The sequence below is a fragment of the Variovorax paradoxus genome, assembly GCF_022009635.1.
Lineage (GTDB): Bacteria > Pseudomonadota > Gammaproteobacteria > Burkholderiales > Burkholderiaceae_C > Variovorax.
Genome location: NZ_CP091716.1, coordinates 488,571 through 508,406, shown reverse-complemented (window position 1 = coordinate 508,406; position 19,836 = coordinate 488,571). Strand labels below are relative to the sequence as shown.

The window sequence follows — 19,836 nt, the reverse complement described above, 5'->3', positions numbered from 1 at the left end:
TCACTTTTTGCACTGAAATCAAGGAGACCCCGACAAGCACTTGCGCGTGACGAACCGCCAGAACCCGCGCCAACGCTCGTCGGTCGAACCGTCACTTTTTGCACTGAAATCAAGGAGACCCCGACAAGCACTTGCGCGTGACGAACCGCCAGAACCCGCGCCAACGCTCGTCGGTCGAACCGTCACTTTTTGCACTGAAATCAAGGAGACCCCCGCAAGCATCGCCGGCGCCGAGGGGGTCGCCCATGCGGTGAACATCCTGCTGCGTGAGATCGACTGCGACCTCGGTCTGCTCGGGGTCAACCGCGTCGACGATCTCGGGCCGCAACACCTGCTGCGCCGCGGCGAGGTGCCGGACTTCGGACTGCCGGCGCTGCCATAGCCCTCGCCTTCAGAGCAGCGCCGCGAAGGTGCGCCGCGCCGTCTCCAGCTCCGGCACCAGTTTCTCGATCACCTGCTCGCGCGTCATGCGGCTGGTGGCAACCGACAGGCTCATCGCAGCGATGAGTTCCCCGCGGCCGGTGCGGATCGGGACGGCGATCGAGCGCAGGCCGATCTCCAGCTCCTCGTCGCTGATGGCGTAGCCGTGCGTGCGGACGCGGGCAATCTCTTTCATGATCCCCGTCATGGCAGTGCGCGTATGGGGCGTCAGCGCCGGACGCGACATCCGGTTCAGCATGAACTCGACCTCCGCCGGCGGTTTCTCGGACAGCAGCACGCGCCCCGTCGCGCTGGCATAGGCCGGCAGGCGCACGCCCACGCCCAGTCCGCTGGACAGGCTGCGGCGGTGCGTGGAACGGGCGACGAACACCGCGTCCTGTGCGTCCAGCACTGCGATCGATGCCGACTCCTTCGTGCGTTCGCTGGTCATCTCCAGGATCGGCTGCGCCACCTTGGTCAGCGGGTCCGAGGCGACGTAGGCATGGCCCAGCCGCAGCGAGCGCGGCGCCAGCCGGAACTGCCGGCCGTCCTGCGCGGCGTAACCCAGCCTGCACAGGGTCAGCAGGCTGCGGCGCACGGCGGCCTTGGTATGGCCGGTGATCTCCGCCGCCTGGGTCAGCGTCAGCGGCCCCTTGGCGATGCCGAAGGCTTCGACGATCGCGAGGCCCTTCTCCAGCCCCATCACGTACTCCTTCTCCTCCTTGACCGGGTCCTTCTGCTCGCGCTGGGCCACCATCTTTTTCGCCTCCAAAGTTCGATATGCGAACTATAAGTGCAAATTCGTTGACCCAGGTCAAACTCGGGACGAAACTTCGGGCTGCTCGAACAGGCACCGCACAAGACAAGGAACAGCAGCAATGACCAGCGCTCATACGCTCCGGCCGACCGAGGTCACCGTCCCCGTCACGGACTTCGATCCCTATGCGGACGCTGTGCTCGACGACCCCTATCCGCACTACGAGATGCTGCGGGAGCTGGGCCCGGTGTTCTATCTGAGCCGCTACGACGCCTTCGGCATCGCACGCCACGCCGAGATCGACATGGTGCTGCGCGACGCGGCCACCTTCTGCTCGAGCGGCGGTGTCGGCCTGGCCAATTTCCACGTGCAGGAGGCGTGGCGCAAGCCCAGCATCATCCTGGAGGTCGACCCGCCGATGCACGGCCGCACCCGCAAGGTGGTGGCCGGCCTGCTGGCCCCTGCCGCGATCAACAAGCTGCGTGCGACCTTCGAACACCAGGCCGAACTGCTGGTCGATCGCGTGCTCGAACAGGGCAGCTTCGACGCCGTCACCGACCTGTGCGAGGCCTATCCGCTCAAGGTGTTCGCCGACGCCGTCGGCATCCCGGCGGAAGGTCGCGAGAAGTACCTGCTTGCCTATGGCGACATGGTGTTCAACGCCTTCGGCCCGGTCAACGACCGTTTCAAGGCCTGCCTGGACAAGGCGCAGGCCGGCGCCATCGCGTGGGTCACGGAAGTCTGCAAGCGCGAGAACCTGACGCCGGACGGCTTCGGCGCACAGTTGTACAAGGCGGCCGACGACGGCCTGCTGGCGCCGGAAGAAGCGCCGATGCTGGTGCGCACCCTGCTCTCCGCCGGCCTCGACACCACCGTCTTTACGCTGTGCAACGCGATCCTGTCGTTCGCCCGCTATCCGGACCAGTGGGCGCTGGTGCATGCCAATCCGTCGATGGCCCGGCAGGCGCTGGAGGAGGTGCTGCGCTTCGAAAGCACCTTCCACTCGTTCTACCGCACCACCACCCGCGAAGTGGAAGTGGCCGGCGCAACGATGGCCAACGAGCAGAAGGTCTGCGTCTTCATCGGCTCGGCCAACCGCGACCCGCGCCGCTGGGGCGACAGCGCCGACAAGTTCGACGTCAGCCGCCGCGCCGCCGGCAACATGGCCTTCGGCACCGGCATCCATGGCTGCGCCGGCCAGATGATCGCCCGCCTCGAAGGCGAGATCGTGCTGACGGCGCTGGCCAGGCGGGTCAAGCACATCCGGCTCGAAGGCAAGCCCGTCATCCACTACAACAACTCCGTGCGCGGCTACACCAGCATGCCCGTGAGCATCAGCGCGGGCTGAGCTTCTCCTTCTTCCCACCCCTTCCGCTCCAGAGGCGCCCATGCCCCAGATCACGTACGTCCAGCCGGACGGCGCACGCCGCTCCGTTGCCGCCAACACCGGCGCCACCGTCATGCTCACGGCCGTTGCCAACAGCATCCCCGGCATCGTCGCCGAGTGCGGCGGCGCCGCCATGTGCGCCACCTGCCACGTCTACATCGACGACGCCAGCCGGGCGCTGGTGGACCCGGTCAGCGAGGTCGAAAACGAAATGCTCGACAGCGCCGCCAGCGGCCGGCGCGAGAACAGCCGCTTGAGCTGCCAGCTGGTGCTGCAGCCCGGGGTCGAGCAACTCATCGTCCACATCCCCTCGCACCAGGTCTGAAGCGCGCATGCAACAGCCTGGCGTGATCGTGGTCGGCAGCGGACAGGGCGGCTTCCAGCTCGCGACCTCGCTGCGCGACGAGGGCTACCAAGGCCCCGTCACGCTGGTCGGCGAGGAGCCCGGCCTGCCGTACCAGCGCCCGCCGCTGTCCAAGTCCTTCCTCGCGGGAAAGACGGATGCCGGCCAGATCGAGCTGCGGCCGGCCGCCTTCTATGCCGAGCGCAACATCGCGTTGATCGCGCCGGACCGGGTGACGAACATCGACCGAGGCGCGCGTCGGGTGACGCTCGCCTCGGGAGCGTCGCTGGCTTACGAGCACCTTGTCCTTGCCACCGGCGCCCGCGCCCGGATGCCCGCGGTTGCGGGTGTGAACCTGCAGGGCGTGCTGGCGCTGCGCACGCGGGCCGATGCGCAGGCCCTCCTGGGCCGCTTGCGCGAGGCGCGCCGGCTGGTGGTGGTCGGCGCAGGCTTCATCGGGCTCGAAGTCGCCGTGATGGCGCGCCAACTGGGCCTGGAGGTGCGGGTGATCGAGTTCGCCGACCGCGCCCTCCTCCGCGCCGTGTCCGCGACGACGGCCGATTACCTGGCGCAGGCACAGCTCGCCCGGGGCGTGGAGTTCAGCATGGGAACCGGCGTCACCGCTTTCACCGGCGGCGGTGGCCGCGTCGAGGCCGTCCTCACCACCGGCGGCGAGTCCGTCGCGGCCGACCTGGTGGTCGTCGGCATCGGCGTCGAACCCAACGTGGAACTGGCTACCAGCGCCGGCCTGCAGGTGCAGGCCGGCATCGTCGTCGACCGGCACCTGGCGACCAGCGACCCCTTCATTTCGGCCATCGGCGACTGCGCCCGCTATCCCGCCGGCTATTGCGACGCACCGGTGCGGATCGAGTCGGTGCAGAACGCCGTCGACCAGGCCCGCTGCGTCGCCGCCCGCATCGTCGGCAAGGCCGAGCCTTACGCCAAGGTACCCTGGTTCTGGAGCGACCAGGGCGACAACCGCCTGCAGATCGCCGGTCTCGCCGAAGCTGGCGACAGCGCCGTGCTACGCGGCGACCCGGCCGCCGGCAAGTTCTCGGTCTTGCGCTTTCGCGACGGCCGCCTGTCGGCCGTGGAGTCGATCAACAGCGCCGCCGACCACATGGCCGCGCGCAAGCTGCTCGCCGCCGGCACACCCATCTCCTCCACGCAAGCCGCCGACCCCAGCGTGAAGCTGGCGGCGCTTGTCGCTCCTTGAACCAACACAGGACAGCCATGATCCCCGAACAGCCCAAGACCATCATCGTCACCGGCGCCGCCAGCGGCATCGGCTACGCCTTCTGCGAGCACCTCGCCCAACTCGGGCACCGGATCGTCATCGCCGACCTCCGCGGCGCCGACGCCGCCGCCGGGCGCCTGCGCAGCGCGGGCCACCAGGCCATCGGCCTGCAGGCGGACGTGGTCAGCGAAGACGACGTGGCCGCGATGGCCGCGGCCGCACTGAAGGAATTCGGCGGCATCGACGGCCTCGTCAACAACGCCGGCCTGTTCACCACCCTGGCGCTCAAGCCGTTCGAGCAGATCAGCAACCAGGAATGGATGCGGGTGATGGAAGTCAACACGCTCGGCCCGTTCAACTGCGCCAAGGCGGTCCTGCCGGCGCTGCGCAAGAGCGGTCGCGGCCGGCTGGTCAACATCGCATCCACCGTGCCGATCAAGGGACCGCCCAACATGTCGCACTACGTGGCCAGCAAGGGCGCGTTGATTGCCTTCACCCGTTCGCTGGCGCGCGAGCTGGCCAAGGACAGGATCACCGTCAACGCCATCGCCCCCGGTTTCACCCTGAGCGACGGCGTGTTGCAGAGCGACCTGCAGAACCGCATCGGCGACAACGCCCGCACTACCGGCCGCTGCATCCAGCGCGACCAGGTGCCGGCCGACCTGGTGGCTGCGCTGGCCTACCTGGTCAGCGACGGCGCCAGCTTCGTCACCGGCCAGACCCTCGCCGTCGACGGCGGCGGCGTGTTCCTCTGAGACCCGATCCGATGGACGCACAGACCAACCCCGAGGCCTACGAACAGCTCGCGCTGTACATCGATGGCGAGTTCGTCGCGGCCGATGGCCGGCGCGAGCAGGATGTCGTCAACCCCGCCACCGGGGTCGCGTTCGCCCGGCTGCCGCACGCGAGCAGGCAGGACCTGGACCGCGCACTGGCCGCCGCCGACCGGGCGTTCCAGTCGTGGCGCCACACCTCGCCAATGGAGCGCTCGGCGATCCTGCGCCGCGTCGCCGGACTGATCCGCGAGCGCGCGCCGGCCATCGCCCGCAACATCACGCTGGACCAGGGCAAGCCGCTGGCCGAGGCCTTGCAGGAGGTGAGCAGCTGCGCCGAGCACGCGGAGTGGCATGCGGAGGAATGCCGCCGCATCTATGGCCGCGTCATCCCGCCGCGTTCGGAAAGCGTGCGGCAGATGGTCATCCGCCAGCCGATCGGCGTCTGCGCCGCCTTCACGCCCTGGAACTTTCCGTTTAACCAGGCGCTGCGCAAGGCGGCGGCCGCACTGGGCGCCGGCTGCACGCTGGTCCTGAAGGGGCCGGAAGACTCGCCCAGCGCGGTTGTCGCACTGGCGCGCATCTTCCATGACGCCGGCCTGCCGCCCGGCTGCCTGAACGTCGTCTGGGGCGTGCCGGCCGAAGTCTCCGGCCACCTCATCGCATCGCCCATCGTGCGCAAGATCTCGTTCACCGGCTCCACCGCCGTGGGCAAGAGCCTGGCCGCACTGGCCGGCGCGCAGATGAAGCGGATGACCATGGAGCTCGGCGGACATTCCCCGGTGCTGGTGTTCGATGACGCCGACGTCGAGCCGGCAGCTCGCTTCCTGGCGCGCACCAAGACCCGCAACGCCGGCCAGGTCTGCATGGCGCCGAGCCGCTTCTTTGTCCACGACAAGGCCTACGACCGCTTTCTGGACGCTTTCACCGGCGTCTATGCCGGCCTGCGCGTCGGCGACGGGCTGGCGCCGCAGACCCAGATGGGACCGTTGGCGCACGACCGCCGCGTGGAGGCGATGCAATCGCTGGTGGCCGATGCGCGCGCACGCGGCGCGGCCGTCCTGTGCGGCGGCGACCGGCTGGCCGGCGCGGGCAACTTCTTCGCGCCGACCGTCGTGGCCAACGCGCCCGACGACTCGCGCCTGATGACCGAGGAGCCGTTCGGCCCGGTCGTCCCGGTGACGCGCTTCGGCAGCACCGACGAAGTGCTGGCCCGCGCCAACGCCCTGCCCTACGGGCTGGCCTCGTATGTCTTCACCAATTCGCTCGCCACCGCCCACCATGTGAGCAACCGGCTCGAGGCCGGCATGGTGACCATCAACCACTTCGGCCTGGCGCTGGCCGAGACGCCGCTGGGTGGAGTCAAGGACAGCGGCATGGGCAGCGAAGGCGGGACCGAGACCTTCGACGGGTACCTGGTCACCAAGTTCGTGTCCGAATCCTCGCGTGTGCCCTGACCCGCTTCATTCCATCGCCAACCAAACAACTCCAGGAGACCTCATGTCCAGACTTCTTTCCCTTCGAGCCGTGTCGCGCGCAGCCGCGGCGCTGGCGCTGGCCAGCGTGGCCGTCGCCGCACAGGCCCAGCCCGCGCCGGTCAGGATCGGCCTGATGCTGCCCAGCTCCGGCACCTTCGCCGACCTCGGCAAGGGCGTCACCAACGGCTTCAAGCTGTACGTCAACGAGCAGGGCGGCAAGCTGGGCGGCCGCGCGGTGGAGTACCTGGCGGTGGACGACGAATCGGATCCGTCCAAGGCCAACGAGAACGCCAACAAGCTGGTCAAGCGCGACAAGGTCGACCTGCTGGTGGGCACCATCCATTCCGGTGTCGCGCAGACCATGGCCAAGGTGGCTCGCGAGACCAATACGCTGCTGATCGTGCCGAATGCCGGCGCCGGCGAGATCACCGGCTCCATGTGCGCACCCAACGTGTTCCGCAGCTCGTTCAGCAACTGGCAACCCGGCTACGCCAGCGGCCTGCTGGCCGCCAGGAAGCACAAGACGGCGGTCACCATCAGCTGGAAGTACGCCGCCGGCGACGAGTCCGTGCGGGGCTTCCGCGAAGGCTTCGAAAAGGGCGGCGGCAAGGTGCTCAAGGACCTGAACCTGCCCTTCCCCGGCGTGGAGTTCCAGCCGCTGCTGACCGAGCTGGCCACGATCAAGCCCGAGGCGGCCTATGTGTTCGTCGCCGGCGCCGGCCAGGTGATGTTCGTCAAGGACTACGCCGCCGCGGGACTGAAGACGTCCATCCCGCTGTACGGGGCCTTCATCACCGAAGGGACGCTGGCAGCCCAGGGCGACGCGGCCAGCGGCCTGCAGACCGCGCTGCACTATGCCGACGGCCTGAAGAACCCGAAGAACGAGGCCTTCATCGCCTCGTACACCAAGGCCTTCGGCGCGGCCCCGGACGTGTTCGCCGTGCAGGGCTATGACGCCGCCCAGCTGTTCGACGCCGGCATGCGCGCCGTGAAGGGCGACACGAAGAAGAAGGCCGAGATGATCAAGGCGATGGAGAACGCCAAGCTGGACAGCCCGCGCGGGCCCCTGAGCTTCTCGAAGTCGCACAACCCCGTGCAGGACTACTACGTGCGCGTGGCCCGCGGCACCCAGAACGTGATGACGGACGTGATCGTCAAGGGCCTGGTCGACCCGTCGCCGGACTGCAAGCTGTAACGGCAAGACGCCGCGCCTGAACGCATGGACCTCGCCCTCATCCTGATCCAGACGCTGAATGCCGTCCAGTACGGCCTTCTGCTGTTCCTGGTCGCCAGCGGACTGACCCTCATCTTCGGCGTGATGGGCGTGATCAACCTCGCGCATGGCAGCTTCTACATGATGGGGGCCTATCTCGCGTTCACCCTGACCGCGCTGACCGGCAACCTGCTGCTGGCGATCGTGATCGGGGTGGTCCTGAGCGCGGTGCTGGGGGCGCTGCTGGAATGGGCGCTGTTCTCGCACCTGTACCGGCGCAACCACCTGCAGCAGGTGCTGCTCACCTACGGCCTGATCCTGATCTTCGAGGAACTGCGCAGCGTGCTGGTGGGCAACGAGGTCTACTCGGTCAAGGTGCCGGACTGGCTGAATTTCTCCGTGCCGCTGGGCAGCGTCATGACCTATCCGGCCTACCGGCTGTTCATGTCCGGCGTGTGCCTGGTGCTGGCCCTGGGCCTGTACCTGCTGATCGAGCGCACCCTGGTCGGCGCGCGCATCCGCGCCGGCTCGTCCAACCGCGGCATGGTGCAGCTCCTGGGCATCAACATCGACTGGCTGTACCGGCTGGTGTTCGCCCTGGGCGTGGCGCTGGCGGCCTTCGCCGGAATGCTCAACGCCCCGGCCTCCAGCGTGTCGCCCGGGATGGGGACCCAGGTGCTGATCGTCAGCTTCGTGGTGGTGATCGTGGGCGGCATCGGCTCGGTCTGGGGCGCGCTGCTGGCCTCGCTGCTGGTGGCGTTCGCCGACACCTTCGGCAAGGTGTTCGTGCCGGATTACGCCGGCATCGCCATCTATGTGGTGATGGCCGCGATCCTGCTGTGGCGTCCGGAAGGGCTCTTCAAGTCATGATGTCGCTCGTCACCTCGCGCTCGCGCGCGGCCATCATTGCCGTCTTCCTCGGCGCGCTGGCCGCCTTTCCGCTGTTCGGGCAGGAGTTCTACACCGAGCTGGTCACGCGGGTGATGATCCTGTCGATCTTCGCCATCAGCCTGGACCTGCTGGTCGGCTACACCGGCCTCGTGAGCTTCGGCCACGCGGCCTGGTTCGGCATGGGCGGCTACGTGTTCGCCCTGCTCGGCACCAAGTACCAGCTCACCGACAGCCTGTGGCTCACGCTCCCCGCCGCCATGCTGGTGACGGCGGCGGCGGCGTTCCTGGTCGGCCTGTTCGTGCTGCGCACCCGCGGCATGTTCTTCATCATGGTCACCCTGGCCTTCGCCCAGATCTTCTATTTCTTCTTCCACGACATCAAGGCGCTGGGCGGCAGCTCGGACGGAATGAACCTGCGCGGCAAGCCGGACACCCGGATCGGCGGCTGGGTGCCGTTCGAGCTCACCGACCCCAATACCCTCTACTACTTCGTGCTGGTTCTGATGGCGGCGCTGCTGCTGGCCATGGCGCTGCTGCTGCGCTCGCCGCTGGGCCGCGCCTTGCAGGGCATCCGCGAGAACGAGCACCGAATGGAGGCGATCGGCTTTCCGGTGTTCCGCTACAAGCTCGCGGCCTTCACCATCGCCGGCGCGTTCGGTGGACTCGCCGGTTACCTCTTCGCGGTGCTCAATGGCAGCGTCAACCCCGAGATGCTGTCCTGGCACCAGTCGGCCGACGTGCTGCTGATGCTGATCCTGGGCGGCATGGGCCAGCTCTGGGGCGGCCCGATCGGGGCCTTCACCTTCGTGCTGCTGCAGGAGCTGCTGTCGTCGTACAGCAAGCTGTGGCACCTGTGGCTGGGGATCGCGATCGTGCTCATCGTCCTGTTCCTGCCCGGCGGCATGTTCTCGCTGTTCGACCGGGTCAAGCGCCTGCGGCAAGGGAGGGCAGCATGAACGAAGTGCTGTTGCGGACAGTGGCGCTGCGCCGGACCTTCGGCGGACTGGCGGCGAACGACCGGATCTCGATCGAGCTGCGCCGCGGCCAGGTCCATGCGCTCCTGGGGCCGAACGGGGCCGGCAAGTCGACGTTGATCAACCTGCTGTCCGGCGACATCCCGGCGTCGTCCGGCCAGGTGTTCTACCGCGATCGGGAGATCACCCACCTGTCGCCGCACGAGCGCTCGCTGATCGGCATCGGGCGCAGCTACCAGAAGACGAACATCTTTCCCGGCTTCACCGTCCGGGAGAACTGCCGGCTGGCCGCCCAGGCGCGCGAGCCGCGGGCCGCGCACATCTTCAGCGACGCGGCGGCCTGGGGGCCCTACCGCGAGGTGGTGGACCAGGCGCTGCGCGACGCGGGCCTGTCCGCCGTCGCCGAGCGCCGTGCCAGCGAACTGAGCCACGGCCAGCAGCGCCAGCTCGAACTCGCGATCGTGCTGGCGACCCGGCCGCAGGTGCTGCTGCTGGACGAACCGCTGGCCGGCATGGGCCACGAGGAATCGCTGCGCATGATCGAACTGCTGCGCGGGCTGGTCGCCTCGCACGCGATCCTGCTGGTCGAACACGACATGGACGCGGTGTTCTCGATCGCCGACGTGCTCACGGTCATGGTCAACGGCGTCGTGCTGACGACGGGATCGCCGGAGCAGATCCGCAGCAACCCGCAGGTGCAGCAGGCATACCTCGGCGCCGAGGAGGACGTGCATGGCTGAGCCGGTCCTGCAGGCCCGCGGCCTGCATTCCTTCTACGGCGAGAGCCACATCCTGCACGGCGTCGACTTCACGCTGGCGCGAGGCGAGGCCGTGGGCCTGATGGGCCGCAACGGCATGGGCAAGTCCACGCTGCTGAAGTCGCTGGTCGGCGTCGTGCGCCCGCGCGGCGGCGACGTGGCCGCCTTCGGGCGCCCCACCGCCGGCATGAAGATCCACGACATCGCCCGCCTCGGCATCGCCTACGTGCCCGAAGGGCGCGGGATCTTCCCCAACCTGAGCGTGCGGGAGAACCTGACACTGGCCGCGCGGCCGGGGACCGACGGCCGCCGCGAATGGCACTACGACCGGGTGCTCGCAACTTTCCCGCGGCTGGGCGAGCGCCTGGGCCACGGCGGCCAGCAGCTCTCGGGCGGCGAGCAGCAGATGCTGACCATCGGCCGCGCGCTCATGACGAACCCGCAGGTCCTGATCCTGGACGAAGCCACCGAAGGCCTGGCGCCGCTGATCGCCCGCGAAATCTGGCGCATCATCAAGGTGATCCGCGAATCCGGAATCGCCACCATCCTGGTGGACAAGAACTGGAAGGCGGTCAGCGATCTCACCGACCGCAACGTCATCCTCGTCAAGGGCCGGGTGGTGTTCGAAGGCACGGGCAACGAACTGCGGTCACAACCGCAACTCCTCGGCGAGTACCTGGGCGTCTAGGCAGCACGAAACGATTCAACAGTCCTCCATGAAACATTCACGCATGAAACACAACATCTCCAGGCGCGCCGCCTTGCTGCTGGGAGTCGCGCTTGCGGCCACCGGCACCGCCATCGCCCAGGCCCCCAAGCCCATCAGGTTCATCGTGCCCTTCCCGGCCGGCGGGACGGCGGACATCCTGCCGCGCCTGGTGTCCGAGAAGCTGCGCACCAGCTATCCCGGCGGCGTCCTGGTGGAGAACAAGACCGGCGCCGGCGGCAACATCGGCGGCGAGTTCGTGGCCCGCTCCGATGCCGACGGCACCACCTTCCTGGTTTCGCCTCCCGGCCCGATCGCGATCAACCACCACCTGTACAAGTCGCTGTCGTTCGACCCCACCAGGTGGGTGCCCGTGACGGTGCTCGCCACCGTCCCCAACGTGCTGGTCGTGAGCAACAAGCTGGGGGTGAAGGACGTGGCGGAATTCATCGCCCACCTCAAGGCCAATCCGGGCAAGGTGAGCTACGCATCGCAGGGCAACGGCTCCACGTCGCACCTGACGGCGGCCCTGTTCATGCAGGCCACCGGCACCACGATGAACCACATCCCCTACAAGGGCACGGCGCCGGCGCTGGTCGACCTGGTGGGCGGCAACGTCGACGTGTTCTTCGACAACATCAGTTCGTCGGCGCAGTTCCACACCGGCAACCGGCTGCGGATCCTGGCGGTGGCGGACGACAAGCGTTCGCCGCTGCTGCCGCAGGTGCCGACCTTGACCGAGTCCAGGGTGCCAATGGAAGCCGTCACCTTCTTCTCGGTGGTGGCGCCCGCGGGCACGCCGCCGGCTGCCGCAGCGGAGATGCAGAAGGCGATCGCCGCGGCGCTGGCCCTGCCCGACATCCGGCAGAAGTTCGCCGAACAGGGCGCCGAGCCGGGCGGATGGTCGCCGGAACAGACCGGCGCCTTCATCCGCAAGGAGTCGGAAAAGTGGAACAAGGTGATCAAGAGCGCCAACGTGAGCCTGGGGTAAGCATCATGGAACAAACGATTCAATGGAAGGGCCCGGGCCTGACGCGCGTGCCTTTCGCGGTCTACACCGACAACCAGGCCGCGGCGCAGGAGCAGGAGAGGATCTACCGCGGCGAGACCTGGAACTACCTGTGCCTGGAGGCCGACCTGCCGGAGAGTGGGAGCTTTCGCACCACCTTCGTCGGCGATACGCCGGTGGTGGTGGTGAAGGACGACGACGGCGAGATCTACGCCTTCGAGAACCGCTGCGCCCACCGCGGCGCGTTGATCGCACTGGAGAAATCGGGCAAGGTCGACGGCTTCCAGTGCGTCTACCACGCGTGGAGCTACAACCGCCAGGGCGACCTGACCGGCGTCGCCTTCGAGGCCGGCGTCAAGGGCCAGGGCGGCATGGCCAAGAGCTTCTGCAAGGAAGACCACGGGCCGCGGAAGCTGCGCGTCGCCGTCTACTGCGGCCTGGTGTTCGGCAGCTTCAGCGAGGACGTGCCAGGCATCGAGGACTACCTGGGACCGGAAATTTGCCAGCGCATCGAGCGGGTGCTGCACAAGCCGGTCGAGGTGATCGGCCGCTTCACCCAGGCCCTGCCGAACAACTGGAAGCTGTACATGGAGAACGTCAAGGACAGCTACCACGCCAGCCTGCTGCACCTGTTCTTCACCACCTTCGAGCTGAACCGCCTGTCGCAAAAGGGCGGACTGATCGTTGACGAGTCCGGCGGCCATCACGTGAGCTACTCGATGACCGACCCCGATGCGGCCGACGAGTCGTACAAGCAGCAGGGCATTCGCTCCGACGACTCGAAATACCGGCTGAAGGACCCGAGCGTGCTGGCGGGCTTCAAGGAGTACGACGACGGCATCACGCTGCAGATCCTGTCGGTCTTCCCCGGCTTCGTGCTGCAGCAGATCCAGAACTGCCTGGCCGTGCGCCAGGTGCTGCCCAAGGGCCAGGAGCGAAGTGAACTCAACTGGACCTACATCGGCTACACCGACGACACGCCGGAGCAGCGCAAGGTCCGCCTCAAGCAGCAGAACCTGGTCGGGCCGGCCGGCTTCATCTCGATGGAAGACGGCGCCGTCGGCGGCTTCGTGCAGCGCGGCATCGCCGGGGCCCAGGGGCTGGAAGCCATCATCGAGATGGGCGGCGACCAGGCGGCTTCCAGCGAAGGGCGCGCCACCGAGGCTTCGGTGCGCGGCTTCTGGAAGGCCTATCGCCACCACATGTGCGCCTGAGCCGCAAAGGAAATTCCAATGATCGACCTGCTGGCGCTTTGCGCCTTCAACGCCTCCTATGCCAATGCGATCGACAGCGAAGCGCTGGAGCAATGGCCGGCCTTCTTCACCGAAGCCTGCACCTACCGCATCACCAACGTCGAGAACGAGAAGGAAGGCCTGCCCTCGGGCATCGTCTACGCCGACTCGCGCGCCATGCTGGAGGACCGCATCGCCGCCCTGCGCGAGGCCAACATCTACGAGCGCCACCGCTACCGGCACCTGCTGGGCATTCCGCTGGTCGAAAGCGCGAGAGACGACCAGGCGGTGGCCCGCACGCCCTTCCTGGTGGCGCGGATCATGGCCACCGGCGAGACCATGGTGTTCGCCACCGGCGAGTACCACGACCGCTTCGTGATGGACGGCGGCAAGCTGCTGCTGGCCGAACGGGTGGCCGTGTGCGACAGCACCGTGACGGACACGCTGATGGCCCTGCCGCTGTGAGCCGCCCATGAGAAGGATCGCGCTGTCGGTCGGCGACCCGAACGGGATCGGGCCCGAGATCGTGCTCAAGGCGCTGGCCGCGCTGCGTGGGGAGGACCGCCTGCAGATCACGGTGTTCGGGCCGGCCGAAGTGCTGCGGCGCACGGCCACAGCCTGCGGCATGGAAGCTGTCTTCCTGGGTATGGCGCTGCGGCCGGTGGGAGAACTGCCCGCCGCCGCGGCCCTGCCAGGCCAGGTGAATGCGCAGGCCGGCGCCAGTGCCGTCGCTTCGGCCACGCTGGCGATCCAGGCGTGCCGGGCAGGCGAGTTCGACGCCGTGGTCGCCGGCCCGCACCATGAGACGGCGATCCACCAGGCCGGCATCTCCTTCAGCGGCTATCCCTCGCTGGTGGCGCGGGCCTGCGGCCAGGACGAACACAGCGTCTTCCTGATGCTGGTGGGCGGCGGCCTGCGCATCGTGCACGTGACGCTGCACGAGAGCGTGGCGACGGCGCTGGCCCGCATCACGCCCGACCTGATCGTGGCCGCGACCCAGGCCGGCGTGCGCGCCTGCGGCATGCTGGGGCTGGCGCAGCCCAGGGTGGCATTGTTCGGCATCAACCCGCACGCCTCCGAAGGCCGCTTGTTCGGGCCCGAGGACGCGGAGCTCGTGGTGCCGGCGGCGCTTCGGCTGCGCGAACAGGGCATCGCCGTCGACGGCCCGGCCGGCGCCGACGTGCTGCTGGCCGACCGCAAGCACGACCTGTACGTCGCGATGCTGCACGACCAGGGCCACATCCCCGTCAAGCTGCTGGCGCCGCAGGCGGCCAGCGCCCTGTCGATCGGCGGCGAGGTGCTGCTGGCCAGCACCGGTCATGGCAGCGCGATGGACATCGCCGGCACGGGCCAGGCCCGGCCCGATGCCTTGCTGCGCAGCCTGCGCCTGGTCGCCGGCATCTCCTGACTTCCCCTTCCCCGGATTTCCACTCCATGGCCTACGACATCCGCATCGCCGGCAGCGACCAGCATTTTTCCTGCGAACCGGGACAGAACATCCTCGACGCGGGCCTGAAGGCCGGCATCGAGATGCCCTATTCCTGCCGCAAGGGCGTGTGCGGGAACTGCGCCGGCGGCATCGCCTCCGGATCGGTGCAGTGCCCGCCGAACGATGTCGCGGCAGCGGGCCAGGTGCTGTACTGCCAGTGCCTGCCGCAAGGCGACCTGGAGATCGTGCCCACGGCCTGGCACCGCTTCGACCCGTCGGCGCGCAAGCAGCTGACCGTCAAGGTGTTCCGCAACACGCTGGCGGCGGACGACGTCAGCGTGCTGCAGCTGCGGCTGCCTGCCGGCCAGCGTGCAAAGTTCAAGGCCGGCCAGTACCTGCAGGTCGCGCTGCCCGATGGCAGCCGCCGCTCGTATTCGATGGCCAATCCGCCGCACGAAAGCGACACGCTGCAGCTGCACATCCGCCACGTCCCGGGCGGCCAGTTCACGCAGATCGTGCCGACGCTGCAGCAGGGCGATCTGCTGCAGGTGGAGCTGCCGTTCGGCAATTTCGAGCTGAAGGAAGAGAGCTCGGCCCCGATGCTGTGCGTGGTCGGCGGGACCGGCTTCGCGCCGGTCAAGTCCCTGCTGGACGACATGGTGAAGAAAGGGGTCAAGCGTCCGGTGACCCTGGTCTGGGGCGGCCGCAACAGCGGCGGGCTGTACCTGATGGCGGCGGTCGAGCGCTGGAAGAAGCTGATGCCCGGCTTCAGCTTCATCGCGGCGCTGGAGAACGCGGACGACGCCCAGGCGCTGGGCGGCTTCCATGGCCGCGTCGACGATGCCGTCCGCGCCCACTGCCCTTCCCTCGCGGGCCATGAGGTCTACTGCTGCGGCGCACCGCCGATGGTGGCGGCGGTGAAGAAGGCTTGCGTGCAGGAGCTCGGCCTCGATGCGGCGCACTTCTTTAGCGACGTGTTCGTGCCGGGGCCTGCGGCGACCTAGGCGAAGTTCATTCCGCCTTGGCGCCCGTCGCCTTGATGACCTTGCCCCAGCGGCCGATCTCCGACTTTATCCAGCCTGCGAACTGCTCCGGCGTGCCGGCGACCACCTCGAATTCCATCTCGCGCAGGCGCGCCGCGATCTCCGGCGAATGCAGGATCTTCACCAGCTCGCGGTGGTAGCGATCGACGATCGGCCTGGGCGTGTTGGCAGTGGTGAGAAAGCCGATCCAGGAAGTCGCCTCGAAATCCTTGTAGCCGCTCTCGATCAGAGTCGGCACTTCGGGCGTGCTCGGGAAGCGCTTCGTGCCGCTGGAAGCGAGCAGCCGGAGCTTGCCTTCCTTGACGAACTGCTGCACGTTGCCCGGCACGAAGAATGCCGCCTGCACGTTGCCGGCCAGCAGGTCGGTGACCGCAGGACCGGCGCCGCGATACGGGATATGCGTGATGGGGATGCCGGCGGCCAGCTTCAGCATCTCCATGGTGAGATGTGAGGCGCTGCCGACGGCCACCGACGCATAGGAAAACTTGCCCGGCTGCGCCTTCGCCGACACCACCAGGTCCTGCACGCTGGTGATGCCGGAGTTCGGGTTCACCACCAGGTACTGCGGTGACTTGACCGCAAGCGTCAGCGGCTGCAGGTCCTTCACCGGGTCGAAGGGGATCTTGTCGAACAGCGTGACATTGATGGCCAGCGGCCCGTTGTAGCCGATCAGAAGCGTATGGCCGTCCGGCTGCGCCTTGGCCACCATGTCGGCGCCGATGTTGCCGCCGGCGCCCGGCTTGTTCTCCACGATGACCGGCTGCCCCAGCGCCTCGCCGAGCTTGGGCGCGACCAGCCGCGCCAGCACATCGTTGGTGCTGCCCACGATCGGCACGATGATGCGCACCGGCCTGGTCGGTGCCCATTCGGGCGCCTGCGCGAAGGCGACCGTGGTGACGAATGCCGAGGCGAGGGCCAGCAGGGCGCGGCGGTGCAGCGTGTTCATGGGGAGCTCTCCGGGGATCGGGCCGTCAAGAAAAGGAAACGCCAATGGAGCCGAGCGGCCCGAAGTCGGCGTGGATCACGTCGCCGGTCGCCACCGACACCGGGCGCGTGAAGGAGCCGGCCAGCAGGATGTGCCCGGGCTCGAGCACGATGTCATGACGCGCCAGCCGGTTGGCCAGCCAGACGATGCCCATCGCGGGATGACCCATGATGGCCGCCGACACACCTGACTCCTCGATCACGCCGTTCTTCGACAGCGTGGCCGCGCACCAGCGCAGGTCGACGTCCATCGGCCGCACAACGCGTCCGCCCGTCACCATCGCGGCGGCAGCGGCGTTGTCGGCGATCGTGTCGACGATGTGGCGCGGCACCTCGGTGCGGTAGTCGATGATCTCCAGCGCCGGCGTCACGTAGGCCGTGGCGTCGAGCACGTCGTACATCGTCACGTTCCTGCCGCCGACCCGCTTGCCCCGCACGAAGGCAAGTTCTACCTCCAGGCGCGGGGCAGAGAACCTGGAAGCCGGGATCCGGGCGCCGTCGGCATAGAGCATGTCGTCCAGCAGCACGCCGTAATCGGGCTCCGTCATCTTGGACGCCATCTGCATCGCGCGCGATGTCAGGCCGATCTTGTGCCCGACGACGCGGGCGCCGGCCTGCACGCGGCGCTCGGCCCACATTTGCTGCACGGCGTAAGCGTCCTCGATCTCCATCCCGGGCCAGGTCTTGCTGACCTGCGTGATGGGCTTGCATTCCTGGCCCGCCTTCAGCAGCGCATCGGCGGCTTTCTGCCGCTCCTTGTCGTCGATCATTTCAGCTTGCTTCCTTGCTTCGTTGCAGCACCACGAGCGGCGGGCGTGGGTCCCCGGTTTTCGCGGTGATGGGCGGCGGCGGCAAGGAGTCGTCGCCGGCGGAGATGACGAATTCGTGTTCCAGCGAATACCAGCGACCCTGCACGTCGGCATCGGGGGCGGCGCCGTCGTGCGGCACGTAGCGGCCGACCAGTGCACGCGTGACGCCGAACTGAACGTCGGTCTCCAGGAACGGGTCGTCGTTGGAATACAGCTGCGAGAATTGCGTCTTGAACCCCGGCTTGCGGATCATGAAGTGGATGTGGGCGGGCCGCATGTTGTGCCGGCCCTGGGCCCTGAGCAGCGCGCCGACTGGTCCGCTCACGGGGATCGGGTAGCCGGACGGCTTGATCGTGCGGAAGCGAATGTGGCCTTCGCCGTCGGTGACGAACTTGCCGCGCAGGTTCATGTCGCCCTGCTGCGGATCCTGGTTCTCGTAATAGCCTTCGCCCGAGGCCTGCCAGATGTCGACCTCGGCGCCGGCGACCGGGTGGCCTGCCTGGTCGCGCACCCGGGCGTCGACAAACACCGGGTCGCCGGGCGTGCGCGAGCGCACGATCGATCCGCCGTCCGGGGTGACCGGCGAGCCCATGCGCCAGAACGGCCCCATCAGGTTGGCGGTGGTCTCGCGCCGGCCGCCTTCGCCGTTGTTCATCAGACAGACCAGCGCCGAGACGCCGAGTGAACCGGCGGCCAGCACCACTTCGTTGTGCGAGGGCGTGGTGAGATGGCCGGCCTTGGCGATCGCGCCGCAGAGCTGGCGGAACTCGGCCTCGGTCAGTTCGCTATCTCGCACGAAGCCGTGCAGATGCTGCACGGCGGAGTGCAGGATGCGGCGCAGCCGCGCGTCTGGCGTGCGCTCCACTTCGGCTAGCACCGCGCGCGTGAGGTCGTCGGGGTTCTCGATGATCATGGGTGCGGCTACCTGATGTGAAGGCCGCCATCGACCATCAGCGTGGTCCCGGTGATGAAGGACGCTTCGTCGGAAGCGCCGGCAGCGGTGGTGGCGCGCATCACCACCGAGTTCGGCAAGGCCTTGAAGTCGCCCGACGTGCTGGCGCGGCTGAACGAGCTGAATGCCGAGCCGGTGATGAGCAGCCAGGCGGAATTCGCGGCTCACCTGCAACGCGAGTACAACACGCTCGGCAAGTTGATCAGGTCCGCGGCATCAAGGCGGAGTAGCCGCTCGTGTGCGCGGCCATCGCGCCGTCGACCGTGGTCACGACGTTGCGGGCTGCGCGCTGACGTCCACTTCGACCATGCCGTCCACCTCGCGCACCGGGTAGCGCTTGAGGTTGCACTGCGGCCGCGGGATGCGGCTGATGTGCTCGCCGGTGGCGGCGTCGAATTTCCAGAGGTGCTTGTTGCACACGATGACGAAGTCCTGGCGCTCGCCTGTGACGCTGAGCGCGTAGCCTTCGTGCGGGCAGGCGTCGCGGTAGGCGACGATCTCGCCGTCCGCGCGCAGGACGATCAGCTTGTGGTCGCCGGCTTGCGCCGCGTGGAAGCGGTCATCGCTCAGCCGGTCGACGGCGATCGCGGGTTTCCAGTCGGGGATGCTGCTCATCTGAACTTGCTCGAGCGGGCGGTCAGCGCCCGGTGAAGTTCGCCGGCCGCTTCTCGACGAAGGCCTTCGCGCCTTCGGCATGGTCCTCGGTCTTCTTCAGAATGCTCTGGCCGAGGCGCTCGAAGTTGCGCGCCGTGTCGGGATCGACCTTGGCGCAGTTGTTCAGCACCACTTTCGCCAGGCCCAGGGCCTGGGGCGCCTTGGCCGCCAGCACGCGGGCGAAGGCCATCGTGTGCTCGATCAACTGCTCCGGCGCGACCACCTCGTCGACCAGGCCGTATTCCAGCGCCTTGTCGGCCATCACCATCTCGCCGGTCATCACCAGGCGCTTGGCCTTGGACAGGCCGACCTGCGTCACCAGGCGCGAGCAACCGCCGGAACCGGGGATCAGGCCGACGTTGTTCTCGGGGAAGCCCATCTTCGCGGTCTGGGCGGCGAAGCGAAAGTCGCAGGACAGCGCCAGCTCCAGCCCGCCGCCGGCCGCGACGCCGTTGATCGCGGCGATCACCGGCACCTCGATCGCCTCGATCTCGTCGAAAACGTTGTGGATGCCGCGCGCCACGCGGCGAAAGCCCCGCGTGCCGATGTCGGCCAGGCCCTTCATGCCGCGCACGTCCTCGCCGGCCGAGAAGGCGCGTCCGGTGCCGGTGATCACCAGCACGCGCAGCTGGTCGTCGTCCACCAGTTCGGCGACCGCGTCGCGCAGCTCCTCGCGCATCTTCTGGTTCCAGGAGTTGAGGTTGTCCGGGCGATTCAGCCGCAGGACGGCGATGTGCGCGGAGTCGGCGGCGCGGCTCAGGTCTAGAAATTCATAGCTCATGGTGCG

At 68.1% G+C, this 19,836-nt stretch carries 22 protein-coding genes; 16 read left to right on the top strand and 6 right to left on the bottom strand.

What is annotated here, in order from left to right:
* The first annotated feature begins 46 nt into the window (after positions 1-46).
* Positions 47-382 (top strand): alpha-hydroxy-acid oxidizing protein, encoded by a 336-nt coding sequence (locus L3V85_RS02555; protein WP_237677859.1) that lies wholly within the window; start codon positions 47-49, stop codon positions 380-382.
* A gap of 9 nt (positions 383-391) precedes the next feature.
* On the opposite strand, the gene L3V85_RS02550 is transcribed toward L3V85_RS02555, so the two are convergent.
* Entirely contained in the window at positions 392-1,177 is a 786-nt protein-coding gene (locus L3V85_RS02550; protein ID WP_237677858.1) for an IclR family transcriptional regulator domain-containing protein, read from the bottom strand.
* 121 nt (positions 1,178-1,298) lie between these two features.
* Between L3V85_RS02550 and L3V85_RS02545 the strand changes: the two genes are divergently transcribed.
* Genes L3V85_RS02545 through L3V85_RS02470 form a run of 15 tightly spaced genes read left to right on the top strand, consistent with a single transcriptional unit; the run spans position 1,299 to position 15,611 of the window.
* Positions 1,299-2,525: a cytochrome P450 gene (locus L3V85_RS02545; protein WP_237677857.1), complete on the top strand. Its 1,227-nt coding sequence runs from the start codon at positions 1,299-1,301 to the stop codon at positions 2,523-2,525.
* A 40-nt stretch (positions 2,526-2,565) separates the two neighbouring features.
* Positions 2,566-2,889: a 2Fe-2S iron-sulfur cluster-binding protein gene (locus L3V85_RS02540; RefSeq protein ID WP_237677856.1), complete on the top strand. Its 324-nt coding sequence runs from the start codon at positions 2,566-2,568 to the stop codon at positions 2,887-2,889.
* A gap of 7 nt (positions 2,890-2,896) precedes the next feature.
* A complete protein-coding gene (locus tag L3V85_RS02535) occupies positions 2,897-4,123 on the top strand; it encodes an NAD(P)/FAD-dependent oxidoreductase (protein ID WP_237677855.1) in 1,227 nt (408 codons plus the stop codon).
* Between the two features lie 17 nt (positions 4,124-4,140).
* Positions 4,141-4,899 carry an SDR family NAD(P)-dependent oxidoreductase gene (locus L3V85_RS02530; protein ID WP_237677854.1) on the top strand — a complete coding sequence of 253 codons (759 nt, stop codon included), beginning with the start codon at positions 4,141-4,143 and terminating at the stop codon, positions 4,897-4,899.
* 11 nt (positions 4,900-4,910) lie between these two features.
* Positions 4,911-6,374: an NAD-dependent succinate-semialdehyde dehydrogenase gene (locus L3V85_RS02525; RefSeq protein ID WP_237677853.1), complete on the top strand. Its 1,464-nt coding sequence runs from the start codon at positions 4,911-4,913 to the stop codon at positions 6,372-6,374.
* A gap of 43 nt (positions 6,375-6,417) precedes the next feature.
* A complete protein-coding gene (locus L3V85_RS02520; RefSeq protein WP_237677852.1) occupies positions 6,418-7,590 on the top strand; it encodes an ABC transporter substrate-binding protein in 1,173 nt (390 codons plus the stop codon).
* A gap of 24 nt (positions 7,591-7,614) precedes the next feature.
* A complete protein-coding gene (locus tag L3V85_RS02515) occupies positions 7,615-8,478 on the top strand; it encodes a branched-chain amino acid ABC transporter permease (RefSeq protein WP_237677851.1) in 864 nt (287 codons plus the stop codon).
* Entirely contained in the window at positions 8,475-9,455 is a 981-nt protein-coding gene (locus L3V85_RS02510) for a branched-chain amino acid ABC transporter permease (RefSeq protein WP_237677850.1), read from the top strand. The genes L3V85_RS02515 and L3V85_RS02510 overlap by 4 nt, the downstream gene beginning before the upstream one ends.
* Positions 9,452-10,213 (top strand): ABC transporter ATP-binding protein, encoded by a 762-nt coding sequence (locus L3V85_RS02505; protein WP_237677849.1) that lies wholly within the window; start codon positions 9,452-9,454, stop codon positions 10,211-10,213. Before L3V85_RS02510 ends, L3V85_RS02505 begins: the two co-directional genes overlap by 4 nt.
* Complete coding sequence (locus L3V85_RS02500) at positions 10,206-10,919, top strand: ABC transporter ATP-binding protein (protein ID WP_237677848.1); 714 nt, start codon at positions 10,206-10,208, stop codon at positions 10,917-10,919. Before L3V85_RS02505 ends, L3V85_RS02500 begins: the two co-directional genes overlap by 8 nt.
* 43 nt (positions 10,920-10,962) lie before the next feature.
* The gene (locus L3V85_RS02495) at positions 10,963-11,928 is read left to right on the top strand and encodes a Bug family tripartite tricarboxylate transporter substrate binding protein (protein WP_237677847.1); all 966 of its coding nucleotides are present in this window, start codon (positions 10,963-10,965) and stop codon (positions 11,926-11,928) included.
* Between the two features lie 2 nt (positions 11,929-11,930).
* Complete coding sequence (locus L3V85_RS02490) at positions 11,931-13,160, top strand: aromatic ring-hydroxylating dioxygenase subunit alpha (protein ID WP_237680483.1); 1,230 nt, start codon at positions 11,931-11,933, stop codon at positions 13,158-13,160.
* 18 nt (positions 13,161-13,178) lie between these two features.
* Positions 13,179-13,643 carry an aromatic-ring-hydroxylating dioxygenase subunit beta gene (locus L3V85_RS02485; RefSeq protein WP_237677846.1) on the top strand — a complete coding sequence of 155 codons (465 nt, stop codon included), beginning with the start codon at positions 13,179-13,181 and terminating at the stop codon, positions 13,641-13,643.
* Between the two features lie 7 nt (positions 13,644-13,650).
* Complete coding sequence (locus L3V85_RS02480) at positions 13,651-14,586, top strand: PdxA family dehydrogenase (protein WP_237677845.1); 936 nt, start codon at positions 13,651-13,653, stop codon at positions 14,584-14,586.
* Between the two features lie 26 nt (positions 14,587-14,612).
* The gene (locus tag L3V85_RS02470; RefSeq protein WP_272934674.1) at positions 14,613-15,611 is read left to right on the top strand and encodes an FAD-binding oxidoreductase; all 999 of its coding nucleotides are present in this window, start codon (positions 14,613-14,615) and stop codon (positions 15,609-15,611) included.
* 7 nt (positions 15,612-15,618) lie between these two features.
* Here L3V85_RS02470 and L3V85_RS02465 read toward each other — a convergent pair whose 3' ends face one another.
* The 5 genes from L3V85_RS02465 to L3V85_RS02445 all read right to left on the bottom strand — a co-directional run bounded on the left by L3V85_RS02465 (position 15,619) and on the right by L3V85_RS02445 (position 19,830).
* Positions 15,619-16,596 carry a Bug family tripartite tricarboxylate transporter substrate binding protein gene (locus L3V85_RS02465; RefSeq protein WP_237677844.1) on the bottom strand — a complete coding sequence of 326 codons (978 nt, stop codon included), beginning with the start codon at positions 16,594-16,596 and terminating at the stop codon, positions 15,619-15,621.
* Positions 16,597-16,621: 25 nt separating this feature from the next.
* Positions 16,622-17,404, bottom strand: a complete 783-nt coding sequence (gene hpaH / locus L3V85_RS02460; RefSeq protein WP_237677843.1) for a 2-oxo-hept-4-ene-1,7-dioate hydratase — start codon at positions 17,402-17,404, stop codon at positions 16,622-16,624.
* A gap of 1 nt (position 17,405) precedes the next feature.
* A complete protein-coding gene (locus L3V85_RS02455; protein WP_237677842.1) occupies positions 17,406-18,356 on the bottom strand; it encodes a dioxygenase in 951 nt (316 codons plus the stop codon).
* Between the two features lie 306 nt (positions 18,357-18,662).
* Positions 18,663-19,010 (bottom strand): Rieske (2Fe-2S) protein, encoded by a 348-nt coding sequence (locus L3V85_RS02450; RefSeq protein ID WP_237677841.1) that lies wholly within the window; start codon positions 19,008-19,010, stop codon positions 18,663-18,665.
* Between the two features lie 22 nt (positions 19,011-19,032).
* A complete protein-coding gene (locus L3V85_RS02445) occupies positions 19,033-19,830 on the bottom strand; it encodes an enoyl-CoA hydratase/isomerase family protein (protein WP_237677840.1) in 798 nt (265 codons plus the stop codon).
* Positions 19,831-19,836 lie beyond the last annotated feature (6 nt).

Excerpts from the sequence above, each read along its gene's own strand:
- L3V85_RS02520 (WP_237677852.1), top strand. The coding sequence starts at position 6,418 with ATGTCCAGACTTCTTTCCCTTCGAGCCGTGTCGCGCGCAGCCGCGGCG.
- L3V85_RS02530 (WP_237677854.1), top strand. The coding sequence starts at position 4,141 with ATGATCCCCGAACAGCCCAAGACCATCATCGTCACCGGCGCCGCCAGC.
- L3V85_RS02540 (WP_237677856.1), top strand. The coding sequence starts at position 2,566 with ATGCCCCAGATCACGTACGTCCAGCCGGACGGCGCACGCCGCTCCGTT.
- L3V85_RS02485 (WP_237677846.1), top strand. The coding sequence starts at position 13,179 with ATGATCGACCTGCTGGCGCTTTGCGCCTTCAACGCCTCCTATGCCAAT.
- L3V85_RS02515 (WP_237677851.1), top strand. The coding sequence starts at position 7,615 with ATGGACCTCGCCCTCATCCTGATCCAGACGCTGAATGCCGTCCAGTAC.
- L3V85_RS02495 (WP_237677847.1), top strand. The coding sequence starts at position 10,963 with ATGAAACACAACATCTCCAGGCGCGCCGCCTTGCTGCTGGGAGTCGCG.
- hpaH (WP_237677843.1), bottom strand. The coding sequence starts at position 17,404 with ATGATCGACGACAAGGAGCGGCAGAAAGCCGCCGATGCGCTGCTGAAG.
- L3V85_RS02505 (WP_237677849.1), top strand. The coding sequence starts at position 9,452 with ATGAACGAAGTGCTGTTGCGGACAGTGGCGCTGCGCCGGACCTTCGGC.
- L3V85_RS02480 (WP_237677845.1), top strand. The coding sequence starts at position 13,651 with ATGAGAAGGATCGCGCTGTCGGTCGGCGACCCGAACGGGATCGGGCCC.
- L3V85_RS02525 (WP_237677853.1), top strand. The coding sequence starts at position 4,911 with ATGGACGCACAGACCAACCCCGAGGCCTACGAACAGCTCGCGCTGTAC.
- L3V85_RS02550 (WP_237677858.1), bottom strand. The coding sequence starts at position 1,177 with ATGGTGGCCCAGCGCGAGCAGAAGGACCCGGTCAAGGAGGAGAAGGAG.
- L3V85_RS02445 (WP_237677840.1), bottom strand. The coding sequence starts at position 19,830 with ATGAGCTATGAATTTCTAGACCTGAGCCGCGCCGCCGACTCCGCGCAC.
- L3V85_RS02470 (WP_272934674.1), top strand. The coding sequence starts at position 14,613 with ATGGCCTACGACATCCGCATCGCCGGCAGCGACCAGCATTTTTCCTGC.
- L3V85_RS02535 (WP_237677855.1), top strand. The coding sequence starts at position 2,897 with ATGCAACAGCCTGGCGTGATCGTGGTCGGCAGCGGACAGGGCGGCTTC.
- L3V85_RS02510 (WP_237677850.1), top strand. The coding sequence starts at position 8,475 with ATGATGTCGCTCGTCACCTCGCGCTCGCGCGCGGCCATCATTGCCGTC.
- L3V85_RS02465 (WP_237677844.1), bottom strand. The coding sequence starts at position 16,596 with ATGAACACGCTGCACCGCCGCGCCCTGCTGGCCCTCGCCTCGGCATTC.
- L3V85_RS02455 (WP_237677842.1), bottom strand. The coding sequence starts at position 18,356 with ATGATCATCGAGAACCCCGACGACCTCACGCGCGCGGTGCTAGCCGAA.
- L3V85_RS02500 (WP_237677848.1), top strand. The coding sequence starts at position 10,206 with ATGGCTGAGCCGGTCCTGCAGGCCCGCGGCCTGCATTCCTTCTACGGC.
- L3V85_RS02545 (WP_237677857.1), top strand. The coding sequence starts at position 1,299 with ATGACCAGCGCTCATACGCTCCGGCCGACCGAGGTCACCGTCCCCGTC.
- L3V85_RS02450 (WP_237677841.1), bottom strand. The coding sequence starts at position 19,010 with ATGAGCAGCATCCCCGACTGGAAACCCGCGATCGCCGTCGACCGGCTG.